The sequence below is a fragment of the Mucilaginibacter sediminis genome (assembly GCF_051903035.1).
Lineage (GTDB): Bacteria > Bacteroidota > Bacteroidia > Sphingobacteriales > Sphingobacteriaceae > Mucilaginibacter.
On sequence record NZ_CP170602.1, the window covers coordinates 587,553 to 614,444 of the forward strand.

A 26,892-nucleotide genomic window follows, 5' to 3' on the forward strand; every position below is an offset into this window, starting at 1 on the left:
ATTTTTTTTGAAAAAAAATCAGGCATAAAAAAATATGCGTTTTATGTACCGGTTTTGCCACAAAACGTTTTAAAATCAATTGGTAAATAAAGCACAAAAAGAGCTAAAAAACTGCACTTTTTAGTTGGTAATTTTCAATTCATATCAAGTTTTGTGCAAGTTTTTGACAAATAAATCAATTTTTAAACCAACAAAATCTGCTACTTTTGAACCATGACTACTATTGCCCTGCAGGGTGCAGAATTTTTTGCATACCATGGATTTTATCCCGAAGAACAAAAAATAGGCTGCCGTTTCCTGGTAGATATAACAGTTGATTTTATACCCCAGACTGAACCAGCCGACGACGAGCTTAAACACACTGTTGATTACGAAAAGGTTTATTATATGGCCTGCGAGGAAATGAAACATCCCCGCAAACTGATAGAAACCGTAGCACAAGCTATCTTAGACAGAATAAAAAGAAAATACCCATACGTAGACAGCATTAGTGTGGAAATAAAAAAGTTAAACCCACCGTTGTTGGGTAAGGTAACTCACTCGGCTGTTACTGTTAACTATAACAAGCAGTAAAATGGAATATAATAAAATAACACCATCGATATTAGATGCCATTATAGCTATTGTTGGCGCCGGCAACGTTATCAGCCGGCATGACGAGCTTGAAAAATATAGTCACGACGAAACGGAAGACCTGGTTTATTACCCGGAAGTAGTTGCTCGCCCGCAAATGCCCGGGGAGGTTTCGGCATTAATGAAACTTTGTTATGACAACCTGATCCCTGTTACCCCTCGTGGTGCCGGTACTGGCTTAAGCGGCGGCGCCCTGGCTATTAAAGGCGGTTTGCTGATAGCGATGGAACGCTTTAATAAGGTTCTGGAGATTGATGAGGCTAATTTACAGGCCACGGTTGAGCCAGGGGTTATTACCGAAGAGTTTATGAACCAGGCTGCTGCTAAAGGCCTGCTTTACCCTGTTGACCCCGCAAGCAAAGGAAGTTGCTTTATAGGGGGCAATGTGTCCCATGGCTCGGGTGGACCAAGGGTGGTTAAGTATGGTACCATTCGCGAATATATATTGAACCTGCAGGTGGTTTTACCATCAGGTGAAATTATCTGGACAGGGGCAAATACGCTTAAGTACGCGTCGGGTTATAATTTAACCCAATTATTCATCGGTTCGGAAGGTACGCTGGGGATTATTACCAAAATTGTGGTGAAGCTGATTCCATTGCCTACGTTGGACGCCTTGATGCTGGCCTCATTTGCAACTAATGAAGCTGCCTGCGCGGCTGTTTCTGCCATATTTCGTGCCGGTATTGTGCCATCGGCATTGGAGTTTATGGAGCGGAGAGGAGTGGAGTGGGTGAAAGAGCATGATGATATCGCGTTTGATTTACAAGATGATATCCAGGCTTTTTTGCTGATTGAAGTAGATGGAAATAACCAGGACGTGATTTTTGCCGACTGCGAAAAAATTAACGCCGTGTTAGAAGCGTATGATTGCAAAGATGTGCTCTTTGCCGATTCATCGGCCCAAAAAGAGGAGTTATGGCGGTTGCGCCGGACTATGGCCGTGTCGGTAAAATCAAACTCGGTTTATAAAGAAGAAGATACCGTAGTGCCCCGCGCCGAATTGCCACAACTGATTAAAGGAATAAAAGAGATTGGCGGCAAATATGGCTTTGAATCAGTATGTTATGGCCACGCAGGTGATGGGAACCTGCATGTAAATATCATTAAGGCCAACATGAGCGACGAGGATTGGAACAGCAAACTCAAATTCGGCATCAAAGAGATTTTCGAACTTACAGTTGGGCTGGGCGGCACCTTGTCCGGTGAACATGGCATCGGTTTGGTGCAAAAGGATTTTATGCCGATAAAGTACTCGGAGGTGCATTTTGCCCTTTGGCGCGGTATCAAGAGCATATTTGACCCGAAGGGAATTTTAAATCCGGGGAAGATTTTTTAATTTGAGAATTTGAAGATTTGAAAATGGTAAAACCGAAGAAAACTAATTTTCAAATTCTCAAATTATTTTTAAATTACTATCCCTGTGTTCAAATCAACTGTATAAGCCGTGCCATTGTAAGTTATTTTAACTTTCCAGTTTCCTAAAAACTCAACAGTTCCTGTATATTTATCGGTATTGTAAGATGCCGAACCGCCATCGTAAACATGCTCGCCGCTAAAATCGGCTGTGCCCTCATATATATTGGGGCTTATTACCTTGGGATCTGTTCCGGTGTTGAATTTTACCCCTTTAAGAATGTAATTGGTTGAAAAGGAATTGTATTTAACCGTCTTGCTGCCGTTCAGCGGATAATCTGACGTTTTAAAACTTGATTTACCATTTAACGAAAATTGGGTATAAGCTAAATCGATACCATATACAGCAAAATGCTGGGTAGCCACCCTGGTAAAGCCAAAAGTTGGTGTTTTGCCAATAATTGTAGTGCTGTCGTCAAAGGTATAACCGCGTAGTAAGCTGGCGGTTTTACATAACGAAGTGAATTTAATTTTATCAGTAAGCGTAGTTATGCTGTCTCCTCTGCTCCAATCGAAAGAAACAGTAGTATCCATCATTAGCCCGCATTCGCCAACATAAAAGGAGTTAACAGCAAGCTTACTATTCTTTTTATTTATATTACTATAGGCGTTCAGTCCGTTTTGTATGTTCGCTCCACCGTTACTGCCACTTAGCGATTTATATAGGTTTATGGCAATCTGTGCGGCTATTTTGGAGTCAGTTTTTTTGTCAGCAGATGTGTTTTCTTTTTTACAAGCCTGGTAAACAATGCTCACAAATACGGATAAGATCAATAGGTTTTTAACGGTATATTTCATTTTTTATGTACTGATAAGGTTGTAAAGCGCCTTAAAAGTACGTATTTTATCAAAAATAAATTAAATGAAAGTAAATTTATTTTCATAAATGTGAATTGGCTGTATTCCGGAACAATTGTTCCGGAATTACATCGTGCATCGTGTGAAAATATGATTGATGTTATTTGATTTAGAACGATGGTTCTGAAATATAGCAGATAGCTGGAAACCTAAATTACTCTACTGCCTTCATGCTATCAATGATAACCTGAATCTGGTGATTGTAATAATTCATATCCGCATTATACTTGTCTGTGTTTTCGTCGACTGCCTTGTACATTATCTCAAAACTTTTAATCCGCAGATCAAGGTATTGCTTTAGTTTTTTATCGCGCATTTTTATTGGTTCAGGAACACTCAGTTTATCTACTCTTTCTAATATTTTAATATCTTCATTCCAATAACCGATACCCTTTTTTATTGCTGTAAGTACCTTTGGGCGTGGTGCACCTTTCATATTGTAAACCTCTAAAGCCCTGGTCTCATTGCTGGTAAACATCTCCATCCCTTTATCATAATCTCCAATATCATTAGGCATAGCTTTATATATCCAGCCACATGTTATAAGCGTAATTATAGTTAATATGGCTATTAACGAATGTTTTAACCGGATGTCGGCGGGCTTTTTGAGGCTCAGGGTAAAACAATAGCCAATTATTAAACCGCCTACCAGGCCACCTATATGGGCGGCGTTGTCGACTCCGCTTTTTAGGCCATTAAGTAAATTATAGCCAACAAACACAGCTATGCTGGTAAGTAAGGCACGGCGGGTAGATTTTTCGATCAAATCTGTTGTAAGCATGGCTAAAAATACCCCATACATGCCAAAAATAGCACCCGAAGCACCTGCGCTCACCGTATTTTCGTGCCACCAGAGGCTGGTAATGCTGGCAAGCAACCCGGTTAACAAGTAAGCGGTAATAAACCTTAGCTTACCCAAGTGCGGTTCTAAAAGTAGACCTATGTAAACAAGTGCGTACATGTTGAGCAGTAAATGCAAAATGCCTATGTGTAAAAACACATTGGTTAGCAACCGCCACCATTGGCCATCTAATGTTAAAGGCTTGAAATTGGCCCCCCATTGTAATAGATCTGCAACGGTGGGCGATAGAATATCTACACCCTTTATGGCCATAAGTATAAACACCAGGATATTTAAATTAAATAGTACAGGCGTTACAAAATAGCCCGGTTGCGGTTTAAATATAGTGAGGAACCCATTTATTTGTTCAGCAGTACCCTGTGGCGGCAGTTTTAAATAATCGTCGCCGGCCGGCGGAAAGTTTGCAGATAACTGCAGGTGTTTTTCTTCAATGTCTTCGGCAGAAAGTTTGCTTTTAAATTCATCTATAGCTTCAACCAGGCTCTTTACCGCTTTTTTATTACGGCCAAAGTCAAACATCTCACTCCCGGCCGAGGAACTTTTTACAGTTGCCGTGTCGTTTTCAATAGTGATGCGGATGATGGCGTTCCAGCCAAAAACACCATTAGCTGTGTAAGCTATAATGCCGGTTGGACTTACATAACTGGTTTCCCAGCCCAGGTCGTTAACCGATTCGTGGACAATTACCAGGAATTGAGCTGTCGACAAATTGTCAAGAGGATATTCCTCTACAAACTTTGGTGTAAATCCTACAGCCATATGATAAATAAGGTTTGGTTTAACGATTTATAATGTAGTCTTATTAATTAAGCAAGGCAATTCCGTATAATCTGCATATCAATTTGTATTCAATATCAATCTCGGCTCATCATATGCAATCATACTCCTGCGTTCATCCGGCGGGATTGAAACTGATTTATTGGCGGCGTAATCATAGCTGATGCAAACTGTTTTGCCGGTTGTTACAATTTCTTCGCCCTGCGGGGTTATTTTTACCAATACATGCATCACGTCAAAGCTGCTGTTGCCTATGCGTATGGTGCGCACGTAGCAGGCTATTTTATCCTGAACAGTAATTTGTTTTAGATAATTGATCTCTGAGCGGCCTATAATAATGCCGGCATTATTCCAATCCCAACCTATGGCGTCTTTCCAATAGTTGGTCCTTGCTATTTCAAAGTAAGTTAAATATATGGCGTTGTTAACGTGTCCTAATGAATCAATATCCGAAAAACGGATAGGTATGTCAGTTTTAAATTTGTAATCGCTGAGTTTTTCGGCCATTTGTGTCATTTTGTCGGTAAGAAATCTTTATCAATGACAAATAGTCATATAAAATATTGATTTTCCCTGTTGGTATAACAGTTGATTAATACTTCACGAAGTTAACAAAAACAAAAACTTATAAATATACATATCATGACTTTAGTAAAATTTAACAACGGATTAAAAAACAACGCGAGAGGCCCATTCTTTAACGATGTATTCGATTCAATTTTAAACGATTCGTTCCTTGGCGATAAACTGGTAGCCCGCATACCTGCCGTAAACATCAGCGAAACTGAAAATGAATTCCAGGTTGAATTGGCTGTGCCAGGCTTAAAGAAAGAAGATTTGAAGATCAGTTTAGATAAAAACGTATTAACCGTGGCAGCCGAAAAGAAAACTGAAAACGTTGAAGAAGGTAAAAAATTCAGCAAACGCGAATACAGCTATAATTCTTTCAGCAGGTCATTTACCTTGCCCGAAAGTGCTGATCATTCAAAAATCGAAGCAGACTATACCGATGGTATCCTGACTTTGACCATTACCAAAAAAGAAGAAGCTAAATTTCAATCGAGAGAAATAGCTGTAAAATAATTAAAGACTGTTTTCATAAAGTAGTTAGTTTGGTTTGAAGGCCGTTCCCGCAAGGGGCGGCCTTTTTTTTGGGCTTGAAAAGCTGCTTAAATTGGTGTTAGTTTTAATATTTTATTGTATTTTACGCTGTGTGACAGTCGCTGCGTACCTGCAAACGCGTACATCAAAAAAAGGCACGTCACCGCGTTATGCAATAAATATATTTTCAACATGATTAAAAAGCTACTTACCATTCTTTTAATTTCAATTACCGGTTTATCCTATGCCCAAAACAAAATTGTGGTTTTCCAATCCGATTTTGGCGTAAAAGATGGCGCTGTCTCGGCCATGAAGGGCGTTGCCACCGGTGTTTCTGCCGATTTAAAACTTTATGATCTCACACATGAGATTCCTGCCTATAACATCTGGGAAGCATCATACCGCCTCTATCAAACTGTAAATTACTGGCCTGCCGGTACCGTATTTGTTTCGGTAGTTGACCCAGGGGTGGGTACTGCCCGCAAATCTGTTGTGCTGAAAACCAAAACCGGCCAATATATTGTTACGCCGGATAATGGCACCTTGACGCTGATAGCAGAATCGCTGGGAATAGCCGAAATCAGGCAAATTGATGAGGCGCGCAATCGTCGTAAAGGGTCCGAAAAATCATACACCTTTCATGGCCGCGATGTATATGCCTACACAGCCGCACGCCTGGCAGCCGGCGTTATTACTTATGAACAGGTTGGTCCCGAACTGCCTAAACAGGTGGTGAAAATTCCGTACCAAAAAGCAATATTGGAAGGCGGAACCCTGAAAGGTACCATTGATATCCTTGATATTCAATATGGCAACCTGTGGACAAACATAGGCGACGACCTGGTAAAACAACTGAACGTTAAGGTAGGAGATATCCTTCACCTGGTAATTTACCAAAATGGCGAAAAGAAATTTGAGGGAGATGCTCCATACAGCGATACTTTTGGCGAGGTAGCAAAAGGTAAGCCTTTGGCGTATATGAATAGTTTAATGCAATTATCTTTTGCCTTAAACCAGGGCAGTTTTGCCGACATTTATAAAATAGGCAGCGGAAGCGACTGGAGTGTGGTAGTGAGCAAGAAGTAGTAGTGGCCTTGGTCAGTTGTGAGTGGTGAATAGTGAGTGAGAGCTTTGAATAGGGATTTTTAATAAACACAAAATGCGCATCTTTAGATGCGCATTTTGTGTTTATTTCCACTGACCACTGACCACTGACCACTGACCACTGACCACTGACCACTGACCACTGACCACTGACCACTGACCACTGACCACTGACCACTGACCACTGACCACTGACCACTGACCACTGACCACTACGCCATCTCCCGGCTTCGCTTCATTTCTTCGGCCATTTTTATTCCTTGCTTTCTCACCTGTTCTGTTCGTACGTAACGTTTATCTGCGCCCAAATTGGGCTTGGTAATAAAATCATAAAACATGCGCGTCCAGGAGTGGGTGGAATCCAGGTGCTGGTAAAACTCTTTGGTAATTTTGTAATACTTAGGCAAAAACCTGCCCGGTATGTTCATAATATCGTGGTGTTCATTATGGTAGCCTACATTAAAACAAACCCAGTTGAGCCAGCCATAGTACGAGTTGGTTTCCTGTCCTTCTTCAAATATAAAATGCTCATGAATAAAATGCCCGGCCGCGGGATGCAGGCTGAATCCCCATAAGGTGGATAGGAAGAGGTAGATAATGGCAATTTTCCCTAAAAACACAAATATCAATACATCGGTAATAATCAGCGTAACGATGTTGGCCCATTCCCATTTGGTTGGTTTGGTAGCAAATCCCCTCACCAAAAACAGGAAGAATATGTAAAAAAACAGCCAGATGAATTTCCTGATGCCCGATTTTCCTACCATTTTCACTTCCCAATGGCTCGGGAAATCATTATCAACATGCTCGATGCCCAGGTGGGAGTGATGCTTCATATGGTGGGTACGAAAGGCGATAGCGCCCGGCACCAAAACCGGGATATTGGCAAATATGGCCAGCGCCTTATTTTGTGCAGGCGTTTTCAGCATTAGGTTATGTGCCATTTCGTGTACGGCCATGGCCGACCAATGGTTCATCGTGCCGCCCACCACGTATGATAGCAGGATAATTTGCCACCAATATGTTCCAAACGAAGGAAACCATATACTAACACCCCATGCAAAGCTAATTTGCCCTGCCACAATGAAAAATGTAAGCACTGCGGCCCATGGATCGTAGCCCATTAATTGTTTTACTTCCGGGTGTTTTTTTAATACTTCTATCCGGCGCAAAAAATGTATATCCGGCGTTTCAATTGGTTCAAAAGGAGTATCGGTTTTCATGTTGATGTGTTTTAGGATTATTGCTAAATAACATAATCAGCTTTAAATTACTCCCGGTAGTTGTACGTATTTAGCTGCGTAGAATTACTTAAATATTAATAAAAACACTGCGATTAATCCGAAATAAACATTGGGGTAATATATAAGGCGTCTTAACTTAATAATACTTATCCAGGCAATTTCCCGTTCTAACTGGCAGTTAAGGATCATGCGCATGCCAAACAAATTGTCATTTAAATCCTTTTTTTAATAATGCCGTATGGGCATTAAAGCCATGTGGCAAATATTTTTTTATGTTTACCGAAAAATCAAAACCAACTATGAAGTTTTTAAAAGCCCCTTTATTTTTATCGCTTATTGCTTTAGTAGCCGTCACTTTTCCTGCTTGTAAAGCCAAGAAATTAGCCGAAAAACCTGCTCCTGTTGAAACCGAGAAAATGTACGCGCCGGCACCGAAGCCAACCCCGCCGCCTGCTGCTGCACCTGCGCCAACCCCGCCGCCTGCACCTGCTAAGCCAAATTATAATTTTACCAATATCCAGTTTGAATTTAATTCGGCAGTGTTAAAAACCGCGTCATACCAGGCGCTTGACCAGGCTGTTATAGAAATGAAGAAAGATCCATCGGCAAAATTCGTTTTAAATGGAAATTCATCTGCCGAAGGTACCGACGAACGTAATATGGAATTATCTGTTCAGCGTGCCAACTCGGTTAAAACCTACCTGGCAAATAGCGGCATCAGTGCAGATAACTTAACAGTTAAGGGCTATGGCGAAAGCAAACCCATTGCCGATAACACAACCGAAGAAGGCCGTGTTTTGAACCGCAGGGTGGAGATTAAGCTTGTGCAATAGTTCGAAGTCTTGAGTTCTAAGTCTGAAGTCTGAAATGTCATTTTTAACTTAAGACTTCAGACTTAGGACTCAAGACATAACACACGGGCAACCATTACCCATCCTATGCCGTAATGATGAAGTACTAAAATACTTTATCATTACGGCATTTTGAAACACGTTTTTAAGGGAATTCTTTCGCTGCTTAGCGTAACCGAAAAAAACAGGTTGTACAGGCTTATCCTGCTCGATCTGCTTATCAGCGTGCTTGATATTGCCTTTTTAGGGGCATTGCTTATCATCATAGGGCTTTATACCTCGGGCACGCCTGTTCAACATCATTTATTACAGCTTAACTGGCTTAAACAGCAATCTATAGTGCCAATCGGTTTATTTATGTTGCTGTATTGCGGCAAAAACTGGCTGGGCTACCTGATTACCAGGTTTCAGCATCATTTTTTTTACGGAGTAGCGTCGCGATTGTCGAAAAGGAATATCCTTCACTACCTGAAAGATGATTATATCAAATTTATTAATGTCGATTCATCTGTACACATCCGCCAGGTAAGTCAGCAGCCTATCGAATTTAGCCATTACATCCTCAATAATGTACAGCAAATTATATCGCAAAGCCTGCTCATTTCATTTACCATCGGCGCTATATTGATTTACCAGCCATTGCTGTTTTTTTTATTGCTGCTGGTGCTGTTACCGCCCATAATTATCCTGGCGTATTTTATCAAACGGAAATCGAAACAGGTGCGCGAACAAACAAAAATAACGAGCGAAAAAAGTATCCAGTATCTACAGGAGTCGTTAGCCGGGTTTATAGAAGGAAACATTTACGATAAGCGCACTTTCCTGGCCGATAGGTACGCAGGTTACCAGGAGCAGCTTAATAACAATATTGCGGCCCAACAAACGTTGCAGGGGCTGCCTGCAAGATTGGTAGAGATTTTTGCCATTTTTGGTTTTTTTATCCTGGTGCTGGTTAACAGATGGGCGGCACGTGGGGCAGTGGTTGATGTGCTTACTATTGGCGTTTTTATTACAGCTGCCTACAAAATCATCCCCGGTATTATCAAAATCCTGAACAGTATGGGGCAAATAAAAACCTATGAATTTACCCTGAATGATTTACTTGCTGTAAAAGAACCCGACGCGTTGCAAAAAGCAGGCACACTTAATATTGTTGAACCCATTAGCTCTATCCGTTTTCACAACGTCTGTTTTAGTTATGTAGACCAACCGGTAGTGGCCGGCATTAGCTTCGATGTTTACGCAGGCGATTTTGTTGGCTTATCGGCAGCCTCGGGCAGTGGCAAAACAACCATCATTAATTTATTGCTTGGTTTTTTGACGCCTCAGTCGGGTTATATTTATATAGATGGGAAACAAACTGATACCCATAAAAGACAGCAGTACTGGAAAAAAATAGCTTATGTAAAACAACAGAACTATTTTATTCACGATACCATCCTTAAAAACATTACGCTTACTGATGATCAGGAATATGATACCGCGAAACTGGAGGAGGCCATATCCTTTTGCGGACTTGCCCCCTTGCTGGCCGGCTATCCCGAAGGCATAAATAAAATAGTGCGCGAAAATGGCAAAAACCTGAGCGGCGGACAAAGGCAACGCATAGCCCTGGCAAGGGCCTTGTACCACGATTTTGATGTGCTGATCATGGACGAACCATTTGGCGAAATGGACCAACAGGCAGAGGAGGCTATACTTACCCAACTAAAGCAGTTAACAGCCCAGGGCAAGATCATATTTTTTATAACACACAACATTGCAAGCCTGAGCCATTGCAACAAAATAATCCCTTTAATAAATGAGTAAGCCTGAAGCATTGGTCATATTAACGCCGGGTTTCCCTGCCAACGTTAACGATACCACCTGGGTACCGCCTATGCAGGGTTTTGTCAGGACTTTAAAACAGCATAATCCAAACTTGCATATCGTTGTTATCAGTTTTCAGTACCCTAATACAGCTTCAACATATAACTGGTACGGGGTCGAAGTTATAGCCATTGCGGGCAGGGGCAGGGGGCAGGTATTCAGGTTAATAACCTGGCAACGGGTATGGCAAAACTTAAAAAAGCTTCATGCCAGTTACAAACTTATTGGTTTATTAAGCTTTTGGATGGGGGAGTGCTCCTTTATGGGCAACCGCTTTGCAAAAAAATACGGTTTGCCGCATTATGCATGGCTGCTCGGGCAGGATGCGAAAGCCGGTAATGATTATGTTAACAGGATAAAACCCGACGGCAGTTCGATAATCGCGATATCAGATTTTGTGGCAAAAGAGTTCAGGTTAAATTATGGCATTCAACCGGCGCATGTTATCCCTACAGGTATTGATGTAACGCTTTTTGGAGCCGGTGCAGCCCATCGCGACATCGATATTATGGGTGCAGGTTCGCTTATTCCGCTTAAGCAATATGATCTTTTTGTAAAAGTGATCAAAAGCCTGGTTACCGAATTTCCGGGATTAAAAACGGTGATATGTGGCAACGGCCCTGAAATGGATAATTTGAAAAAACAAATAAGCAGGCTTGGGCTGGAGAATAACATCGAACTAAAAGGCGAGTTGCCACACCCGGAAGTATTGGCCATGATGCAACGTTCCAAAATATTTTTGCATACATCGCGCTATGAAGGTTACAGCACCGTTTTAAGCGAGGCTTTATACGCGGGCTGCCAGGTGTTGAGCCTGGTTAATGGAATGAATACAAGGCCATCTCAGCACCTCGTACCCGATAATGTCGAAGACTTACCGCTTATTATTAAAAAACTGTTAAACGATAAAGAATTAAAGCACGAACCTGTGCTAATTTACACTACCGAAACAATAGCGGCCCGCATTACCAGCTTATTTATCCATTAATTGGTGACAAATATCAACCAGGTCGTCGGCTATGGTTTTAAAGCTTAGCCTTTGGGTAAAATGGCTTAATACAGCTGCTGAGAGTTTTTGCCGGTCTACCCCCTCAAGCCCCTTAAGGGTTTCGCCTAATGCTCCGGCATTCCCCGGTGGATATAAAAATCCATATTGGCCATTTAAGGTGATTTTTTTATACGATGGGATGGTGGTAACAACAGGGATGCAGCCGCAGGCCATAGCTTCTAACAAGGCGTAGCCGCTGCCTTCTTTATGACTGCCCGATATATAATAATCTGCTGCGCTAAACCAGTAAGGCAAGTCGGTATTAGCTACCTGACCCACTAAAGTGACCGAATTTGATAGCAGGGCAGAAGATGTTATTAACTGCTTTATATCATTTAACAGTGCATCGGTTTGGTAAATCATGTACAACTTTGCAGCGGGATTAACGTGCAGATAATCATGAAAACCGTTTAAAGCGGTTAAAGGGGCTTTATTTTTATTCAGGTGACCCACCCAAATGAAGTTTGCTTTACCGGCAATGCCGGTATGTTGTTTTGCCAGGGCTTTATCAATAGGTTTAAAAACGGTAGAAGCTTCTAATAATTCAAATATACGGGCATCAGGTTTAATAATGTTTTTTTTCTTCCAGGCATCCGCATTGCCGGCCGAAGTGAAAAGGAAGGCATCGGTCATATTGCAGGCTATCTTTTGCAGCCGGCCTTTTAAGCCATCCGAGGGCAATTCGCCATGGTGCTGTATAACCAGTTTGAAGTTGTTGCCACAAAACAATTTTAAAAACATTACTTGTAAAGGGAATACCAGGCCTTGTACCAGCACAATATCAGGCTTTAATTTCCGGATAAGAACATGGGTTTTTATAGTGAGAGACCAGAACCTGTTGCGGCCTTTAAAAAAATAATAGGGTACGCCGTTCATTACAATATCCTGTTCAAATGTTGTATGCTTTACGAAAGCAAAATCAAGCCTGTCCTTAAGGTATATAGCAAAGGTGAGCGCCGGGGCATGGTTTTCTGTTACCTGCTGCGGACGGGTATAATTTAGATGGGAATAATAAACAAGATCGATCAGCTTTATCAATTTCAGATAATTTGATGTTGTATAAAGGTAACCGGGAAAACAACACCTGGCAAGTACGATTGAATGGAGGCCATCAACTCCCCGATATTTCCTTCGACATATTTATAGGACTCACCCACCTTTATCAAACTGAACGATTTTCCTTTTAATGCACCGGCCAGCACAGGCAACAGTTCCTGGTCAAAGAACCTGATGTTCCCTTTCTGGATCACTATTTGGATGTTTGTTGGCCGTGTAGCAAAAAAGGCGTCATAACGGCCAGCGCCATGGTTTGCTTTCGCGATAACCAGGTCGGCCTGCCTGCCGGCAGCAATTTCGCCGGTATTAATTGCCCATGTTTTTGCTGCAGTTTTATTGAGCGATTGGTATAGTTCCTCGTCGGTAAGCATCCCTATGCTACGGGCCATACTAACGTGGTCCCACATATTCCAGTTACCTGTAAGGGTGGAATCTGACCCGAAAAGAATATCAGCAAACGCTTTTAGTTTATGTATATCTGCCGTTTTGTTCAACAGGTAAAAGTTCGATTCGGGGCACCAAACAATGGCCTTAAAATAAGGGGCCTGTTCTTTGCTCATAGCTACAGCGTGAACGCCAACCAAAGCACGTCCTAATTTATTCCAGCCAATCAGTTCATCTATTTCGCGGGTGGCCAGTTCATCTGTCCCTTCACCCGTATGGATAACTACCGGTAGTTTGCGTTTTAATGGATTGTTGAGCCTAAGCTTCCAAAATTTTTCGAGCGCTGCGGAGTGCAGGTCATGCGTTTCCTCAAATATGTTAATCAGGGCATTATCAACATGTACTTGTTGCCCGTGATTTACAACGGTAGTAACGCCGCACAGTAAATTTTTATAGATTCCCCAAAGTATACGCTGGTGTCGGGGGATATTGAGCACCGCAGCAATTTCGGCTTTAAACTCCTGGTGAATATGTGCTCCCCATTCAATATAGTTATTATAAATGTGATTGCCCAGTTGCGGGAAGAGGTCAAAATCAAGATGATCGTGCGAGTTAATCAGGCCGGGTAAAATGATGGAGTGTTCAAAATACAGCGATAGCTTATCATTGGCGTTTATCATCGATAAACTAACCTGATCAATCTTTTCGCCTTCAATTTTGATATCAACTGCCCGCCCGCCATCAGCCGGTTTTACATTCCTCAGTATCATTTACGCTCTTTTTAAATAAATGCCATAAATAACCGGGAAGCCAACGTATTTTTCGTAAACATGCAGGGCGTTGGCATCGGCGTAAAATTGTTTCATGGTTTCATCAATTTTTATTTCCTGCTGTGTTATCAGGTTAAAACCATTGTTTGATAGCGCTTGCTTTATGGTAAATATAGGATGTAAATAGTTACGCACAGCTATTAATGCATTACCATGTTTAAAGGTACGCTTACCACCAAGTGCCAGCATATGCGGGTGAAAATCGGTGATGATGATTTCGCCACCCGGTTTAAGCAAACGGCACCAGGCATGCAGGGCTTCGTCTATATCTTCAATATGGGCAACGGTAAGTGTTGACACTATCATATCGAAAGAAGCATCCGGGATATCAGAAAATAAATTATCGGCAATTTTTAAGGTACTTGCCTTTGGATATTTTTCTTTTAATTTTTTTAACATTCCGGCCGATAAATCAAAGCCTGTTAGCGTCGCCGGCTGTTTATTAAATATAGCGGGCCATTGCCTGCCGGTACCACAGCCTATATCAGCTATAAATTTGCCTTTCAGCTCCAATCCTTCCAACAGGCCTTTAAAAAGTCTTTCGTCAAGGTGCAGCATTAAGTTGCCCGGCTGCATATCGTGGTCAGACGCCCACAGGTCGTAAGCCTCTACAACGCCTTTTTCGGTTACAGGGGGGGCTATTTTGCTTTTTATATAGTTTTTGGCGGTTGCCAGCATCGCACGCGTTTTTATAACAATAACGGGTACCGGGGCTTTAGGGTTGCCCCGCCCTTTTTATTTTGCCACAGGCAACCCCGGCAGTTTGGCTGTCGTAATATATGATGAATGGTTTAATTATCAATCTGGGTTGGCAGTGGTGGGAGTGAAGCCCATCGCTGCTGTTTAACTGCGAATGCTACATGAATAAGATATTACTTTATAGCCCTAAAAGCACCAATACAGGCGCCGCGTACAAAACTATATTTTAAACTTAGCCCAATAACAATTGAACGCTGAAAGAAACGATATTGCTATAAACCAGAGTCCGATAGCTAATGATGCATTTGAGGCCATGTACGTTGCTGTGCGCGATAAAGAAGGCAGGCTGTATAGCGATAAACAAGTAACGCGCCTGCCGGATGTTGATTCCGGCCACCGGTATTATAAAGAATGGAAAATGAGAAAGCATTCTGCCGGACAGCTAATCGCTTTCCTTAAAAAACAACGGGGCCCATTGGATATCCTGGAGGTTGGTTGCGGCAATGGCTGGCTTTCGGCGAAACTCGCTGACATCCCCAAAGCTAAAGTAACCGGGATAGACCCTAACAGGATAGAGATTGAGCAGGCCAATAGGGTTTTTAAAAAAAGGAACCTTAAATTTATCCATGCCCCGTTCAGCGGCACTGCGTTTAACGAAGGAATTAAATTTGACGTGATTATTTTTGCCGCATCCATCCAATACTTTCCATCGCTTAAGGAAGTTATGAATAATGCATTTGGTTTGCTGACCTCCACCGGGCGGGTACATGTACTCGATACCCATTTTTATCATTCGGGTGAAGTTGAAACAGCAGCCGAAAGGAGTATGGATTATTTTACATCAATAGGTTTTCCGGAAATGGCGCAGTGTTATTTTCATCATCCTTTGAAACAGGTAATGCATCTTAAGCACAAGGTAATGTTTAATCCTACTGCGTTTTTTAATAGGATATTCAAAAAAAGTGTTTTTTACTGGATAAAAATAAAATCCTGACTAATGAACAGCCAAAGTGTATTACAAACTTTTCAGGGTAATGAAAATCAAAAGCAGCTTACCAAAGTAAAACTTGTTTGCTCGCTTAACCTGTCGCCATTAACCCGTCTATCTTAATTTTATGGACCAGCTAAATAATATATTGTTCACTCATTCCTACTTTTTACGGTTCGATCCCAAGCAATGGGCAATAGGGCAGCCGTACGCACCGCTGGGTACACTATATGCCGCATCCAATATGCGGATGCATGGTTACAATGTGTCGTTTTTTGATAACATGTTTTCGTATACGGCGCATGATGTTGTGCCCGCCATAGCGCAAAATAAACCCGGTTTTTTTGTGATTTATGACGATGGGTTCAACTATCTCACCAAAATGTGTCTCACCAATATGCGCGAGGCCGCGTTTAAAATGTGCAAGCTGGCCAAAAAGTATGGTTGCATCGTAATTGTCTCCAGTTCCGACTCGACAGACCGTTATAAGGAATATTTGAACGAAGGCGCCGATTTTGTAATCATAGGCGAGGCTGAACAAACACTGTTGGAACTTACCAACGCCATCAAAAGTGGTATTGAAGATATTGCACAAATACAGGGACTTGCCTATATCAAAAACGGCCTGCCTTTTAAAACCATTGCAAGGCCAGTACTCAAAGACCTTGATACACTGCCGCTACCCGCCTGGGATTTGGTTGATATTACCCCTTACCGCGAAAGCTGGCTTAAACATGCGGGATATTTCTCGATGAACGTTGGTACTACCCGTGGCTGCCCTTTTAAATGCAACTGGTGCGCTAAACCGATTTATGGAAACCGCTACAACTCGCGCAGTGCCGAAAATGTGATTGCCGAGCTTAAGCTTTTAAAAACCATGTTCAACATGGACCATATTTGGTTTTGCGACGACATTTTTGGATTGAAACCAGGTTGGGTAAAACAGTTTGCCCAACTGGTAAAAACGGAGGGGCTACAGTTCAGGTACAAGCTCCAATCACGGGCGGATTTGTTGCTGGATGATGAAGATGTGGCCGCGCTGGCCGCATCCGGCTGCGAAAATGTATGGATAGGCGCCGAGAGCGGTTCGCAAAAGATACTGGACGCGATGGATAAAGGCACCAGTATTGAACAGATAGCGACAGCCACAAAACTGATGAAAAAACATGGCATCAGGCCATCCTTCTTTATTCAGTTTGGCTACCCCGGCGAAACAAAAGATGATATCGCCCTTACTATCAATATGATCAATAACCTGTTGCCTCATGAAATCGGGATATCTGTATCGTATCCATTGCCAGGGACTTTATTTTATGAAAAAGTAAAAGCCGACCTGCGCCAAAAAACAAACTGGACAGACTCCGACGAGATGGCGCTGATGTTTAGCAACACGTTTAGCGCTGCGTATTATAAACAATTACACCGTTACGTGCATCAAAATTACCATGCCCACCTGGCCAAAAACAGCCTGGTAAAACTCCTGAAAAATCCATTTAAACCCAGTTTAAAACGTATCAGGAAGGCCGCGTCGTTTATTTACCATGCCCCGGCAACTTTGATAGAAGGGTTTAAACTTCAAAAATTGGAGAACACGGTATGAGCCAAATCAGCTTTGTAAATAATGAAGCAAACGCATCTGATGCCTTTAGCAGGCAATCTGCGGTATTTGACGAAATTTATTCGGGCAATACCATTATCAATTACAAAAGGGCAAGGGTAAGGGAACATGTACTTCAATATTTAAAACCGGAGGGCAGCATACTCGAATTGAACAGCGGGACAGGGGAGGATGCCATTTTTTTTGCCCAACAAGGGTATCGCGTTCATGCTACAGATATATCAACAGGGATGCAACACGAGCTTCGGCAAAAAGCAATGCCCTATAAAAACCGTATAAGCACCGAAATTTGCTCATTTACCCAACTGGATCAATTAAAACAAAGAGGCCCGTATGATCATATCTTTTCCAACTTTGGCGGCCTGAACTGTACTGGTGAACTGGAAAAAGTTTTATTATCATTTGATAGTCTTTTAAAACCCGGCGGTAAGGTAACGTTAGTTATCATATCGCCATTTTGCCTATGGGAAACATTGCTTGTTTTTAAAGGACGGTTCAAAACCGCGTTCCGGCGATTTTTTAGCAGCAAAGGAAGATCTGCCCATATTGAAGGTGCTTACTTTAAGTGTTTTTATTATAAGCCATCATTCATTATCAATACTTTACAAAATTCATTTAAAGTATTAGGTATTGAAGGCCTGTGTGCAATAGTGCCACCATCATACATAGAGGGTTTTGCCGAAAAGCACCCTAAAGCATATAAATTCCTGAGCAGCAAAGAAGACCGGCTAAAAAGCGCCTGGCCCTGGAAGTATATCGGCGATTACTTTATTATTTCGCTGGAGAAAAAATAATGACTTTAATTGGCTCGACTAAGCTTTGTATGGGTTGATCTATTTCAATTAACTTCTACATAACTCTCTTCCTAAGGGCCATCGGCCCGACACATATTGTAGCCACGGGTTTCAACCCGTGGATGATTGGCCAAAACATGAAAAGAGTGCCATCGGCACGGCTCATATTTTGGTGTAAATCCAAGTATTTTCATTTTGTTAAAACGACACATACGCATTACTCATATGGATCGAACCTCTCCATCGTTTTCTTCGTTTTTTTCCGCGGGTTAAAACCCGCGGCTACAAAATTGGCCGGGGCTACGCCTCTGATTCGTGTTCAACAAGCTCCGATGTGTCAATAAATATATCTTTAGAAACTAATCGGCAACCTGTATCTGTGTTACCCACACAAGCCGTCAACCATTTTATTTGCGTTAAGAACTGCCCAAAACAATAAATTCATTGCGATATAAACCTGCGAACTTTTATACAGGTTAAACGTTTTAATGATGACACCATTGTTTACCGGACATTTAAACCGGTGATCCCCACAAATCATAAGAATTAATTTATTTATTATCAATTCATTACTTTTACCCAATTAACCAGGCTGTTAAAAACCGTAATAAATACAGTTGTTATATTGTACTTTATTTATAATTTTATAAACTTTAATTACTTAGGCGTAGCCTTTTAAAAACTTTAACTCTTATATTGTTGAATGGAACTCGAAAATAAAGGTGTGAAGGGCAGTCAGCTCAAAAATATGATCATCAAAAGACTTTATTTTAATAAAGCGATGTCATGTGCCGGACTGAGCGACTTGTTTGATAAAAGCATTCCGTCAATAGCCAAGGCCATCAATGAACTGATGCATGAAGGCTTCGTGGTTGAGCATGGTTACGCCCCTTCAAGCGGTGGCCGCCGCCCGCTCATGTATTCTGTTAAGGCCAACGCCATGTATATACTGGCCGTCGCACTCGATCAGCTTACCGCACGCATCCAGCTGTTCGATTTGCAAAACAGCCCTGTGGCCGATATGCTTACGTTTGAGCTTAAACTGCTCAACAACCCCAATGCGTTAACCATACTTACTAACCAGATTAATAGCTACATCAAAACATCGGGTGTAGCCAAGGGCAAAATTGCGGGCATCGGTATCGGTATGCCTGGCTTTATCAATGTAACCCAAGGCATTAATTATACTTACCTTGACGCCAACGGCAGCCTTACCGCTTACCTTACCGAACATACCGGTATTACCACCTATATTGATAACGATTCGAGCCTGATAGCGCTTGCCGAGCAAAAGTTTGGTATAGCAAAGGCGCAAACCGAAGTAATGGTAATTAACCTGGGCTGGGGTATTGGTTTAGGGATGATTGTGAACGGGAAATTGTTCCGCGGCCATACTGGTTTTGCGGGTGAATTAAGCCATATCCCGCTATCGGAAGATGGCTCATTATGCGAGTGCGGTAAACGCGGTTGCCTGGAGGCCGAAGCATCAATGCTGGTGGTGGCCCGTAAAGCCATAGAAGGTATTCAGCAGGGCCGTATAACCAGTTTAAAACACAATACCAACGATCACTCCAAACTTATGGGCGATGCCCTGCTGGATGCTGCCAATAACGGCGACCAGTTTGCCATAGAATTGTTATCAGATGCCGGTTACAAAATAGGGAAGGCCCTGGCTATCCTTATCCATATCATGAACCCGGCTATTATCGTACTAAGCGGCCGCGGAGCAAAAGTTGCCAAAATATTGATGGCGCCCATACAACAGGCCCTGCACAAATACTGTATCCCCCGTTTATCTGCCGGTACCGAATTACTGGTATCCGAACTCGGCTTTGATGCCGAACTGATTGGCGCCGCAGTATTGGTGATGGAAAATTTTGATAAATCCGTGAAGGCAAAAGTGGCGAAGGCTGTTGCCTGATGTGCAGATTTCAGATTTCAAATGTGCAGATGTTAGATTTGTATATCGGAAAATACTAAATGTTCTTGCGATTCGGAAATTAAGCGTTAGGGGTAGCAGCGGATACAGGCCTGCGCCTAAGGCCATGTGCACGTATGAGCGGATGACCCGGGCCGCAGGCAACGCCCAACATCTAAAATCATCGCTTTTTCATCTGCACACCTGCACATCTGAAATCTGCACATCTACAAGAACACCCTCCCCGAATATTCCATTGCTTCCCGGAATTTGTCCATATTAAGCCCTGTGGGCTCTTTTTTGCTTTCAAGGTATCCTATTAGGTTTTCGGTAGCAATGTTGCCTGTAAGGTCATCTGCGGCCATGGGGCAGCCGCCGTAGCCTTTAATGGCAGTGTCAAACCTTTTGCAGCCGCTTTGGTAAGCAGCTTCTATTTTGGGTTGCCAGGTATCAGGTGTGCTGTGCAGGTGGATGCCGAATTCGGCATTTGGAAATGCCAGGCAGAGTTCGGGATAAATGCTCCTGATCTGGTCAGCTTCCGAAATGCCGATAGTATCGGCCAGGGCTATGTTATTAATTCCTTCTTTTACCAGTTTTTTTGTCCATTCATGAATAATGCCGGTGTTCCATTCGTCGCCGTAGGGGTTACCAAACCCCATAGATAGGTAAACAAGCAGTTTTTTATTACTGGCTACGGATAATTCCTGCATCCGTTTTACATTGTCGAAAGCCTGGGATAGGGTAGTATTGGTATTGCGTAGCTGAAATGTTTCTGAAATTGAAAACGGATAGCCCAGGTAAGTTATTTCCGGGTGCTTTGTAGCTTCCTCGGCACCACGGTAATTGGCAATAATGGCCAATAGTTTTGACTGTGTATTGCTTAAATCTAATTTACTTAACACCTCGGCAGTGTCCTGTAATTGCGGAATGGCTTTTGCCGACACAAAACTTCCGAAATCAATAGTATCAAAGCCCACCTGCAAGAGCAGGTTGATATAAGCTGCCTTTACATCGGTAGGGATAAAATGCACTATCCCCTGCATAGCATCGCGGGGGCACTCAGTTATTTTTATAGTCATTGATTGGTGAGTTGTGAATGGTGAGCAGTGAGTAGTTAATTGATTGTTAAATTTGCCCTTTTATATGCAAGCTTAAAACTTTTATTAATAATTATCAACTCGCCCATTCACCACTCACAATTCACCACTCACAATTCACCACTCACTAATCTACCGTCTCCGGCAAATGCTGTTCGTTGGTTAGTCCTTCACGTTCAAACTTGCGGATAATGAGCCTGGTGCCGCCGTTGTAGTTAATATAGCTGGATACCCAGTTGATGAAAACAATTACCTTGTTACGGCCACCCAAAAGCGATATCAGGTGCACAAACATCCAAACCAGCCATGCAAAAAATCCCTGGAACCTGATCTTACCTAAATCGGCGACGGCCTTGTTGCGGCCAATGGTAGCTAACGATCCTTTGTCGAAATATTTAAACGGAGTGGTAGGCTCATGGTTAATGAGCTGCATAATGGTTTTGCCCACATGCGCACCCATTTGTATAGCTACCTGTGCCACACCGGGATGTCCTTTAGGGGTTTCGTCGGTTATCATGGCTGCCACATCGCCAATGGCGAAGATGTTTTCGGTACCCACCATGCGGCAAATGTTGTCAACCTTTATCCTGTTACCACGTTCAATATTGCCTTTTTCGATGCCTTCGGGTACCACGCCCATAACCCCGGCGCTCCAGATCACGTTTTTGGTGCGGATGGTTTTGCCACCCTCAAATTTTATCTCCTTACCGTCATAGCTTTCTACCTTTACACCTAACAATACTTCTACGCCCATTTTGGTAAGGAAATCTTTGGCCGCATTTGACGCTTGATCCGAGAATGGCCCCAGCACCTTTGGCAAAAAATCTACCAGGTAAACCTTCATATCCTCTTTTTTAAGTTCGGGATAATCTTTGGTCAGCACATGGTTTCGCAGTTCGGCTAATGAGCCCGAAAGCTCAACGCCGGTAGGGCCGGCACCTACCAACACAAACGTGAGCAGTGCTTCGCGCTCATCTTTAGATGTTTTAAGCAGGGCTTCTTCAATGTTCTGGAGTACAGAGTATCGTAAGTTTAATGCCTCCGGGATTGACTTCATCGGCATCGAAAACTTTTCGATATCGTGATTGCCAAAAAAGTTGGTGGTTGATCCGGTGGCAATCACGAGGTAATCATAAGCTATCGGGCCAATGGTGGTATCAATGGTATTGTTTTCGGCATTTACCTTTAATACCTCGGCTATTCTGAAACGGAAATTTTTTTGGCCCGAAAAGTTTTTACGCAGGGAGAAGGCGATCGATTCGGATTCCAGGCCTCCCATGGCTACCTGGTATAACAATGGTTGAAAAGTGTGGTAATTATGCTTATCAAGCATCAGCACGTCAACAGGCTTATCTGCCAGTTTTTTGGCTACCTGCAAGCCGCCAAAGCCACCACCAACTATTACTACTAAAGGGAATTTTGAACTATCTGATGTGTTCATGTGAGGGGTTATTTGTGTTCCTGTTTTAAAGTGCAAGCTTTGCACTTCTGTCTGTTTTGGCAGACGCGAAGGGGCGTCTGTCTATTTTATAGCCAACAGCACAATACCCATGCCGATGGCAATGTTTGTTATTGTTTTATGATGCAATTATACTTCATTGTAACCAATCTGCAACCCCATCCGTCGGCCTTTTTTGGTTGGGGTAGGGCTAAAAAAAAGGCCCCAAATGTTCTTTGGAGCCTTTTAAATAATGTCAGATTATTTTATTTCAGGTCTTTTTTTCCAAAGTCAACTATCACCGGTGTTGCCACGCAGATAGACGAGTATGTACCGAAAATAACCCCGATTAATAATGCGAACGAGAAGCCTTTGATAACATCGCCACCAAATATAAACAACACAATCAGTACGAAGATTACCGTTAATGCGGTAATAATGGTACGGCTTAATGTACTGTTGATAGCGCGGTTAATAACATCTTCCGTTTGTTCATCTTTTGTTTTATGGTCAAGGAACTCGCGGATCCTGTCAAACACCACTACGGTATCGTTAATAGAGTAACCGATTACCGTTAAGATAGCGGCGATGAACGCCTGGTCGATATCCAGCGAGAATGGTAATATGCCATTGAATAACGAGAAGAAGGATAATACCAGCAATGCATCATGCGCTGTTGCAACCATCGCGCCCAAGCTAAACTGCCATTTACGGAAACGGATAAAGATGTATGCCGAGATCACGAGGATGGCTATCAATACTGTGTAAACAGCCGATGTTTTTAATTCCTCGGCAATGGTAGCACTCACTTTTGATTGCCCCTGGATATCGCTATCGCTTATTTTAGTTTCTGGTTTGGTTGCCAGTGCTTCAATCAACGTTTTTCTTACCTGTACATCAACCGCAGGGGTATTTTGCTGGATAAGGTAATTTGTAGTGATGCTGATTTTATCGGCATTTACAGTTTTAACCTCGGTACCGCGACCTAATAAAGATGGATCAACAACGCTGTGAATTTGTTCGGTTGTTATGTTTTTATTAGGGAACGTAATTATAAAGTTACGGCCGCCCTCAAAATCAACACCGTAGCTAAAGCCACGCACAAATATCGAAATAATACCGGCAATTATAAACGTACCTGAGAAAATGTAAAACTTGAAGCGATTTTTAACAAACGCGTAGTTAGCATTTTTGAAGGTATGTGAACTCCATGGGTTGCTGAATTTAATATCCCAGCCTTTTTCAAGCATCCACTCAAATATAACCCTTGAGATTAACAGCGAACAAAACAGTGAAGTGATAATACCAATCATCAAGGTAGTTGCAAAACCCTGGATAGGGCCCGAACCGAAGATGAACAGGATTAAACCGGTAAGGAACGTACTGATCTGTGAATCAAGAATAGACGGCAGCGCGTGTTTGAAACCATCGGCTATAGCTATTTTTAATGATTTACCCAAAGCAAGCTCTTCACGTACACGCTCGTACACCAACACGTTGGCATCTACCGCTATACCTAAGGTAAGTACGATACCCGCTACACCAGGTACGGTTAACACCGCACCCAAGCTGGTTAAAACACCCATCAGGAAAAATATGTTGATGATAACCGCAACCACCGCAACAGTACCTGCACGGTTATAGTAAGCAATCATGAAAACAAGTACTACTACCAAACCCAGTACGCATGATAGCAAACTGGCGGCGATAGCTTGTTTACCTAACGATGGACCTACAACATCTTCGGATACGATGTGTGCAGGAGCAGGTAAACGACCGGCCTTTAACACGTTGGCCAAATCCCTCGTATCTTCCTGTGTAAAGCTACCTTCAATGGATGATACACCACCCGAAATTTCGTTTTGAACGTTAGGGGCCGAGTATACGTTATCATCCAGTACAATGGCAATAGCTCGCTTGTTAGTTGCAGCTGCCGCCTCGGCAGTAACGGCACGCCATTTTTGGGCACCTTCCGAGTTCATGATCATTACAACCTCAGGGCTGCCTTTTTGGTTAACATCGGCTCTTGCATCGGTAATTACAGCACCAGAAAGTACCGGGCCGTTTTCGGCGCCGCTTAATTTAATGGCGTACAAAGCAAAAGCTTTTTGTTTAGCATCCTTCATCGGCTTTACATCCCAAAGGAATTTCATGTTGCGTGGGATAGCTGATTGGGCAAGTTTGCTATGCAGATAGCTATTAACCTTGGCGGTATCTTTTAACAAAGCATAACCAACAACAGGACCGATACCTAATTGCTGCTGACCGTTTTGACCTGGATATAGGTTTAACGACATTACAGACAATAACGGATGTTGCGCAGCTAATTGCGATTTGCCGGCCAAAGCATTTGCCGAAGTATCTTTTTCAGCACTTTTTTGAACCTTGCTTAACAACGATCCTGCTTTTTTAGCAGTATCGGTTTTAGCGGCGGCGGTTGCTGTAGATGGTGTTTTTGTCGAATCGGCTTTAGCGGCAGTTTTGTTTTTGGCACCAAGCAGGTTATCAACGGCTATAATGGTTTGGTAAGCTTCACTATTATCAAATGTTTGATAAAATTCCAGCTTTGCAGTTCCTGATAACAGTTTACGAACGCGATCTGGTTCTTTAACACCAGGCAGCTCAATTAGGATGCGGTTTGAACTTGCCTCTAACTGAATGTTAGGCTGGGTTACGCCAAACTGGTTGATACGGGTATTTAAAACCGTGAACGATTGTTTTACGGCGGTGCTGGCCAAATCCCTCAGATAAGCTTCAACTTCGCTGTTGGTGGCGTTGAACTTTAAGTGGTCCTGGTTATCTTTTGTTGAAAAGATAGCGGCCAGCTTACCATCCGGATTCAATTTCTCATACTCGCTTACAAACAGCGCGATATAATCTTTCTGGCTGGTTTTAGCGTCAGCCTGAAGTTTATCGGCGTTTGCCAAAGCCTGGTTGAATGTTGCATCGGGGTTGTCGTTCGCAATTTTGCGTACCAGCTCATCAAGCTGTATCTGCATCGTAACGTTCATACCACCTTTAAGGTCCAAACCTAATGCAAGTTCCCTTTGCAATACAAAAGCGTAAGTGTGTTTGAATATCGGATATACCGGTTGTGTAGACATTGAGTCCAGGTAAGCCTTCTCTTTTTCAGCATTCCCCTTTGCGTATGCCTTGGCATCACTCTCAACTTTTTGGGCCACCCATGTAAAAGACAGCTGGTAGATACACACAACTGCCAGCAGAATGGCGAAAAATTTAATAACCCCTTTACCTTGCATCGAATTTGTAATATGTAATTAATTAGTTTATAAGCTATTTTTAATAAGACGGCAAATCTAATAAAATTTCGCAAGCAGAAAATTTTAAATTAAAACAAATTGATGACAAAAAATGTTAGCGACGTTCCAGTGTGATAAACGAATAGCTATACTTGTTTTTGTCATCAGGCTCAAAATTTTCACGTTGCGTTTCCTGCCAGTCCTCTGTGTTTAACTCAGGAAAAAAGGTATCTCCTTCAAATTCCTGGTCAATTATGGTGAGATATATGCGGCCTGTTAGCGGGATGGCCTGCCTGTAAATTTCGGCACCACCTACAATAAATACTTCATCCTCCCCGGCACAAAGCGCTAATGCCGCTTCAATTGATTTTACAACTTCGCACCCTTCAATGCTGATATCCTGGCGGGTAATTACAATGTTGCGCCGTTTTGGTAGCGGTTTACCCACCGAATCGAATGTTTTGCGGCCCATGATAACGGTATGCCCGGTGGTAACCTCTTTAAAATGCTTCAGGTCGTTTGGTAAATACCAAAGTAATTTATTGTCTTTGCCTATTGCACGGTTTTTGGCGATAGCCACTATGATAGATGTAATCATTAGTTCATTTGTTCACCGGTTCATCAGATGAACCAGATAATTATAAAATCGTCATTGCGAGGTACGAAGCAATCCTCGATACGTTAAGTCCCACATAGTTCTGGGTTGCTTCGTACCTCGCAATGACGGTAGTTTAGGAAATTTATTTATATTTCGTTGCACGCGTCATACAGGTCAGCAAATTCTGAGAATTATTTAAATTTTGAAAATCCTGATTCAGACATTATCATTTGGCTAAGCGCTCCAATAAACCTTTATCCTCGCTCATGATCTTTTTTAAATTATTATCGAGGGTTGATTGATCAAACGGATGTGTTTGAAATTGCTTCACAAAATTTAAAACATCGGCTAATGCCGTTTCTGGCATATCATTCAATGCTTTTTGTATTTCTTCTTTTATCTGAACCGCAGTCATAGTCAAATCTACAAATTTTTAATTTCTCAATCCA

24 protein-coding genes are annotated in these 26,892 nt (G+C 42.4%); 11 read left to right on the forward strand and 13 right to left on the reverse strand.

The window, feature by feature from the left end; all coding sequences use genetic code 11:
- Positions 1-213 precede the first annotated feature (213 nt).
- Together folB and ACFGVS_RS02175 are read left to right on the forward strand one after the other, a co-directional pair.
- Positions 214-573 carry a dihydroneopterin aldolase gene (gene folB, locus ACFGVS_RS02170; protein WP_439697261.1) on the forward strand — a complete coding sequence of 120 codons (360 nt, stop codon included), beginning with the start codon at positions 214-216 and terminating at the stop codon, positions 571-573.
- A gap of 1 nt (position 574) precedes the next feature.
- Positions 575-1,972 (forward strand): FAD-binding oxidoreductase, encoded by a 1,398-nt coding sequence (locus ACFGVS_RS02175; RefSeq protein WP_274213326.1) that lies wholly within the window; start codon positions 575-577, stop codon positions 1,970-1,972.
- Between the two features lie 68 nt (positions 1,973-2,040).
- Here the strand turns inward: ACFGVS_RS02175 and ACFGVS_RS02180 are convergent, their stop codons facing one another.
- From ACFGVS_RS02180 to ACFGVS_RS02190, 3 genes are all read right to left on the reverse strand, one after another.
- On the reverse strand, positions 2,041-2,847 hold the full coding sequence (locus tag ACFGVS_RS02180; protein ID WP_439697262.1) for a hypothetical protein: 807 nt from the start codon (positions 2,845-2,847) through the stop codon (positions 2,041-2,043).
- 214 nt (positions 2,848-3,061) lie between these two features.
- Entirely contained in the window at positions 3,062-4,528 is a 1,467-nt protein-coding gene (locus ACFGVS_RS02185; protein ID WP_439697263.1) for a rhomboid family intramembrane serine protease, read from the reverse strand.
- Positions 4,529-4,606: 78 nt separating this feature from the next.
- Positions 4,607-5,053, reverse strand: coding sequence for an acyl-CoA thioesterase (locus tag ACFGVS_RS02190; RefSeq protein ID WP_090650463.1), 447 nt, complete (start codon positions 5,051-5,053; stop codon positions 4,607-4,609).
- 135 nt (positions 5,054-5,188) lie between these two features.
- On the opposite strand from ACFGVS_RS02190, the gene ACFGVS_RS02195 reads away from it, so the two are divergent.
- Both ACFGVS_RS02195 and ACFGVS_RS02200 read left to right on the forward strand, forming a co-directional pair.
- Positions 5,189-5,629, forward strand: coding sequence for an Hsp20/alpha crystallin family protein (locus tag ACFGVS_RS02195; RefSeq protein WP_090650170.1), 441 nt, complete (start codon positions 5,189-5,191; stop codon positions 5,627-5,629).
- 210 nt (positions 5,630-5,839) lie between these two features.
- Entirely contained in the window at positions 5,840-6,733 is an 894-nt protein-coding gene (locus tag ACFGVS_RS02200) for an SAM hydrolase/SAM-dependent halogenase family protein (RefSeq protein ID WP_439697264.1), read from the forward strand.
- Between the two features lie 102 nt (positions 6,734-6,835).
- On the opposite strand, the gene ACFGVS_RS02205 is transcribed toward ACFGVS_RS02200, so the two are convergent.
- Both ACFGVS_RS02205 and ACFGVS_RS02210 read right to left on the reverse strand, forming a co-directional pair.
- Positions 6,836-6,964 carry a hypothetical protein gene (locus tag ACFGVS_RS02205; protein ID WP_439697265.1) on the reverse strand — a complete coding sequence of 43 codons (129 nt, stop codon included), beginning with the start codon at positions 6,962-6,964 and terminating at the stop codon, positions 6,836-6,838.
- A complete protein-coding gene (locus ACFGVS_RS02210; protein WP_439697266.1) occupies positions 6,964-7,974 on the reverse strand; it encodes a fatty acid desaturase in 1,011 nt (336 codons plus the stop codon). The genes ACFGVS_RS02205 and ACFGVS_RS02210 overlap by 1 nt, the downstream gene beginning before the upstream one ends.
- A 320-nt stretch (positions 7,975-8,294) precedes the next feature.
- Here ACFGVS_RS02210 and ACFGVS_RS02215 point away from each other — a divergent pair, with 320 nt between their 5' ends.
- From ACFGVS_RS02215 to ACFGVS_RS02225, 3 genes are all read left to right on the forward strand, one after another.
- Positions 8,295-8,828, forward strand: coding sequence for an OmpA family protein (locus ACFGVS_RS02215; RefSeq protein ID WP_090650465.1), 534 nt, complete (start codon positions 8,295-8,297; stop codon positions 8,826-8,828).
- A 150-nt stretch (positions 8,829-8,978) separates the two neighbouring features.
- Complete coding sequence (locus ACFGVS_RS02220) at positions 8,979-10,655, forward strand: ATP-binding cassette domain-containing protein (protein WP_439697267.1); 1,677 nt, start codon at positions 8,979-8,981, stop codon at positions 10,653-10,655.
- On the forward strand, positions 10,648-11,703 hold the full coding sequence (locus tag ACFGVS_RS02225) for a glycosyltransferase family 1 protein (protein WP_439697268.1): 1,056 nt from the start codon (positions 10,648-10,650) through the stop codon (positions 11,701-11,703). The genes ACFGVS_RS02220 and ACFGVS_RS02225 overlap by 8 nt, the downstream gene beginning before the upstream one ends.
- Here the strand turns inward: ACFGVS_RS02225 and ACFGVS_RS02230 are convergent.
- From ACFGVS_RS02230 to ACFGVS_RS02240, 3 genes are read right to left on the reverse strand one after another with little or no spacing between them, the layout of a single operon-like run.
- Positions 11,689-12,801 carry a glycosyltransferase family 4 protein gene (locus tag ACFGVS_RS02230; RefSeq protein WP_439697269.1) on the reverse strand — a complete coding sequence of 371 codons (1,113 nt, stop codon included), beginning with the start codon at positions 12,799-12,801 and terminating at the stop codon, positions 11,689-11,691. The two genes, ACFGVS_RS02225 and ACFGVS_RS02230, sit on opposite strands and share 15 nt — an antisense overlap.
- A 2-nt stretch (positions 12,802-12,803) precedes the next feature.
- Positions 12,804-13,973 carry an amidohydrolase family protein gene (locus ACFGVS_RS02235; protein ID WP_439697270.1) on the reverse strand — a complete coding sequence of 390 codons (1,170 nt, stop codon included), beginning with the start codon at positions 13,971-13,973 and terminating at the stop codon, positions 12,804-12,806.
- Entirely contained in the window at positions 13,974-14,711 is a 738-nt protein-coding gene (locus ACFGVS_RS02240) for a class I SAM-dependent methyltransferase (RefSeq protein WP_439697271.1), read from the reverse strand. It abuts the gene before it with no gap.
- Positions 14,712-14,979: 268 nt separating this feature from the next.
- Between ACFGVS_RS02240 and ACFGVS_RS02245 the strand changes: the two genes are divergently transcribed.
- The 4 genes from ACFGVS_RS02245 (at position 14,980) to ACFGVS_RS02260 (ending at position 20,053) form a co-directional block, all read left to right on the forward strand.
- Positions 14,980-15,726, forward strand: coding sequence for a class I SAM-dependent methyltransferase (locus tag ACFGVS_RS02245; protein WP_439697272.1), 747 nt, complete (start codon positions 14,980-14,982; stop codon positions 15,724-15,726).
- Positions 15,727-15,847: 121 nt separating this feature from the next.
- Positions 15,848-17,320 carry a B12-binding domain-containing radical SAM protein gene (locus ACFGVS_RS02250; RefSeq protein ID WP_439697273.1) on the forward strand — a complete coding sequence of 491 codons (1,473 nt, stop codon included), beginning with the start codon at positions 15,848-15,850 and terminating at the stop codon, positions 17,318-17,320.
- Positions 17,317-18,132: a class I SAM-dependent methyltransferase gene (locus tag ACFGVS_RS02255; protein ID WP_439697274.1), complete on the forward strand. Its 816-nt coding sequence runs from the start codon at positions 17,317-17,319 to the stop codon at positions 18,130-18,132. Before ACFGVS_RS02250 ends, ACFGVS_RS02255 begins: the two co-directional genes overlap by 4 nt.
- Positions 18,133-18,835: 703 nt before the next feature.
- Positions 18,836-20,053, forward strand: coding sequence for an ROK family protein (locus ACFGVS_RS02260; RefSeq protein WP_274208511.1), 1,218 nt, complete (start codon positions 18,836-18,838; stop codon positions 20,051-20,053).
- A 224-nt stretch (positions 20,054-20,277) separates the two neighbouring features.
- Here ACFGVS_RS02260 and ACFGVS_RS02265 read toward each other — a convergent pair whose 3' ends face one another.
- The 5 genes from ACFGVS_RS02265 to ACFGVS_RS02285 all read right to left on the reverse strand — a co-directional run bounded on the left by ACFGVS_RS02265 (position 20,278) and on the right by ACFGVS_RS02285 (position 26,858).
- On the reverse strand, positions 20,278-21,129 hold the full coding sequence (locus ACFGVS_RS02265) for a hydroxymethylglutaryl-CoA lyase (RefSeq protein WP_274208510.1): 852 nt from the start codon (positions 21,127-21,129) through the stop codon (positions 20,278-20,280).
- 145 nt (positions 21,130-21,274) lie between these two features.
- The gene (locus ACFGVS_RS02270) at positions 21,275-22,588 is read right to left on the reverse strand and encodes an NAD(P)/FAD-dependent oxidoreductase (RefSeq protein ID WP_274208509.1); all 1,314 of its coding nucleotides are present in this window, start codon (positions 22,586-22,588) and stop codon (positions 21,275-21,277) included.
- A gap of 263 nt (positions 22,589-22,851) precedes the next feature.
- Positions 22,852-25,845, reverse strand: a complete 2,994-nt coding sequence (gene secDF / locus ACFGVS_RS02275) for a protein translocase subunit SecDF (protein WP_439697275.1) — start codon at positions 25,843-25,845, stop codon at positions 22,852-22,854.
- A gap of 115 nt (positions 25,846-25,960) precedes the next feature.
- Complete coding sequence (locus tag ACFGVS_RS02280; RefSeq protein ID WP_439697276.1) at positions 25,961-26,443, reverse strand: dihydrofolate reductase; 483 nt, start codon at positions 26,441-26,443, stop codon at positions 25,961-25,963.
- A 226-nt stretch (positions 26,444-26,669) separates the two neighbouring features.
- A complete protein-coding gene (locus ACFGVS_RS02285) occupies positions 26,670-26,858 on the reverse strand; it encodes a hypothetical protein (RefSeq protein WP_147052422.1) in 189 nt (62 codons plus the stop codon).
- Positions 26,859-26,892: the final 34 nt, after the last annotated feature.

Coding starts and splice junctions, on each gene's coding strand:
- folB (WP_439697261.1), top strand. CDS start 214: ATGACTACTATTGCCCTGCAGGGTGCAGAATTTTTTGCATACCATGGA.
- ACFGVS_RS02175 (WP_274213326.1), top strand. CDS start 575: ATGGAATATAATAAAATAACACCATCGATATTAGATGCCATTATAGCT.
- ACFGVS_RS02180 (WP_439697262.1), bottom strand. CDS start 2,847: ATGAAATATACCGTTAAAAACCTATTGATCTTATCCGTATTTGTGAGC.
- ACFGVS_RS02185 (WP_439697263.1), bottom strand. CDS start 4,528: ATGGCTGTAGGATTTACACCAAAGTTTGTAGAGGAATATCCTCTTGAC.
- ACFGVS_RS02190 (WP_090650463.1), bottom strand. CDS start 5,053: ATGGCCGAAAAACTCAGCGATTACAAATTTAAAACTGACATACCTATC.
- ACFGVS_RS02195 (WP_090650170.1), top strand. CDS start 5,189: ATGACTTTAGTAAAATTTAACAACGGATTAAAAAACAACGCGAGAGGC.
- ACFGVS_RS02200 (WP_439697264.1), top strand. CDS start 5,840: ATGATTAAAAAGCTACTTACCATTCTTTTAATTTCAATTACCGGTTTA.
- ACFGVS_RS02210 (WP_439697266.1), bottom strand. CDS start 7,974: ATGAAAACCGATACTCCTTTTGAACCAATTGAAACGCCGGATATACAT.
- ACFGVS_RS02215 (WP_090650465.1), top strand. CDS start 8,295: ATGAAGTTTTTAAAAGCCCCTTTATTTTTATCGCTTATTGCTTTAGTA.
- ACFGVS_RS02225 (WP_439697268.1), top strand. CDS start 10,648: ATGAGTAAGCCTGAAGCATTGGTCATATTAACGCCGGGTTTCCCTGCC.
- ACFGVS_RS02235 (WP_439697270.1), bottom strand. CDS start 13,973: ATGATACTGAGGAATGTAAAACCGGCTGATGGCGGGCGGGCAGTTGAT.
- ACFGVS_RS02240 (WP_439697271.1), bottom strand. CDS start 14,711: ATGCTGGCAACCGCCAAAAACTATATAAAAAGCAAAATAGCCCCCCCT.
- ACFGVS_RS02250 (WP_439697273.1), top strand. CDS start 15,848: ATGGACCAGCTAAATAATATATTGTTCACTCATTCCTACTTTTTACGG.
- ACFGVS_RS02255 (WP_439697274.1), top strand. CDS start 17,317: ATGAGCCAAATCAGCTTTGTAAATAATGAAGCAAACGCATCTGATGCC.
- ACFGVS_RS02260 (WP_274208511.1), top strand. CDS start 18,836: ATGGAACTCGAAAATAAAGGTGTGAAGGGCAGTCAGCTCAAAAATATG.
- ACFGVS_RS02265 (WP_274208510.1), bottom strand. CDS start 21,129: ATGACTATAAAAATAACTGAGTGCCCCCGCGATGCTATGCAGGGGATA.
- ACFGVS_RS02270 (WP_274208509.1), bottom strand. CDS start 22,588: ATGAACACATCAGATAGTTCAAAATTCCCTTTAGTAGTAATAGTTGGT.
- secDF (WP_439697275.1), bottom strand. CDS start 25,845: ATGCAAGGTAAAGGGGTTATTAAATTTTTCGCCATTCTGCTGGCAGTT.
- ACFGVS_RS02280 (WP_439697276.1), bottom strand. CDS start 26,443: ATGATTACATCTATCATAGTGGCTATCGCCAAAAACCGTGCAATAGGC.
- ACFGVS_RS02285 (WP_147052422.1), bottom strand. CDS start 26,858: ATGACTGCGGTTCAGATAAAAGAAGAAATACAAAAAGCATTGAATGAT.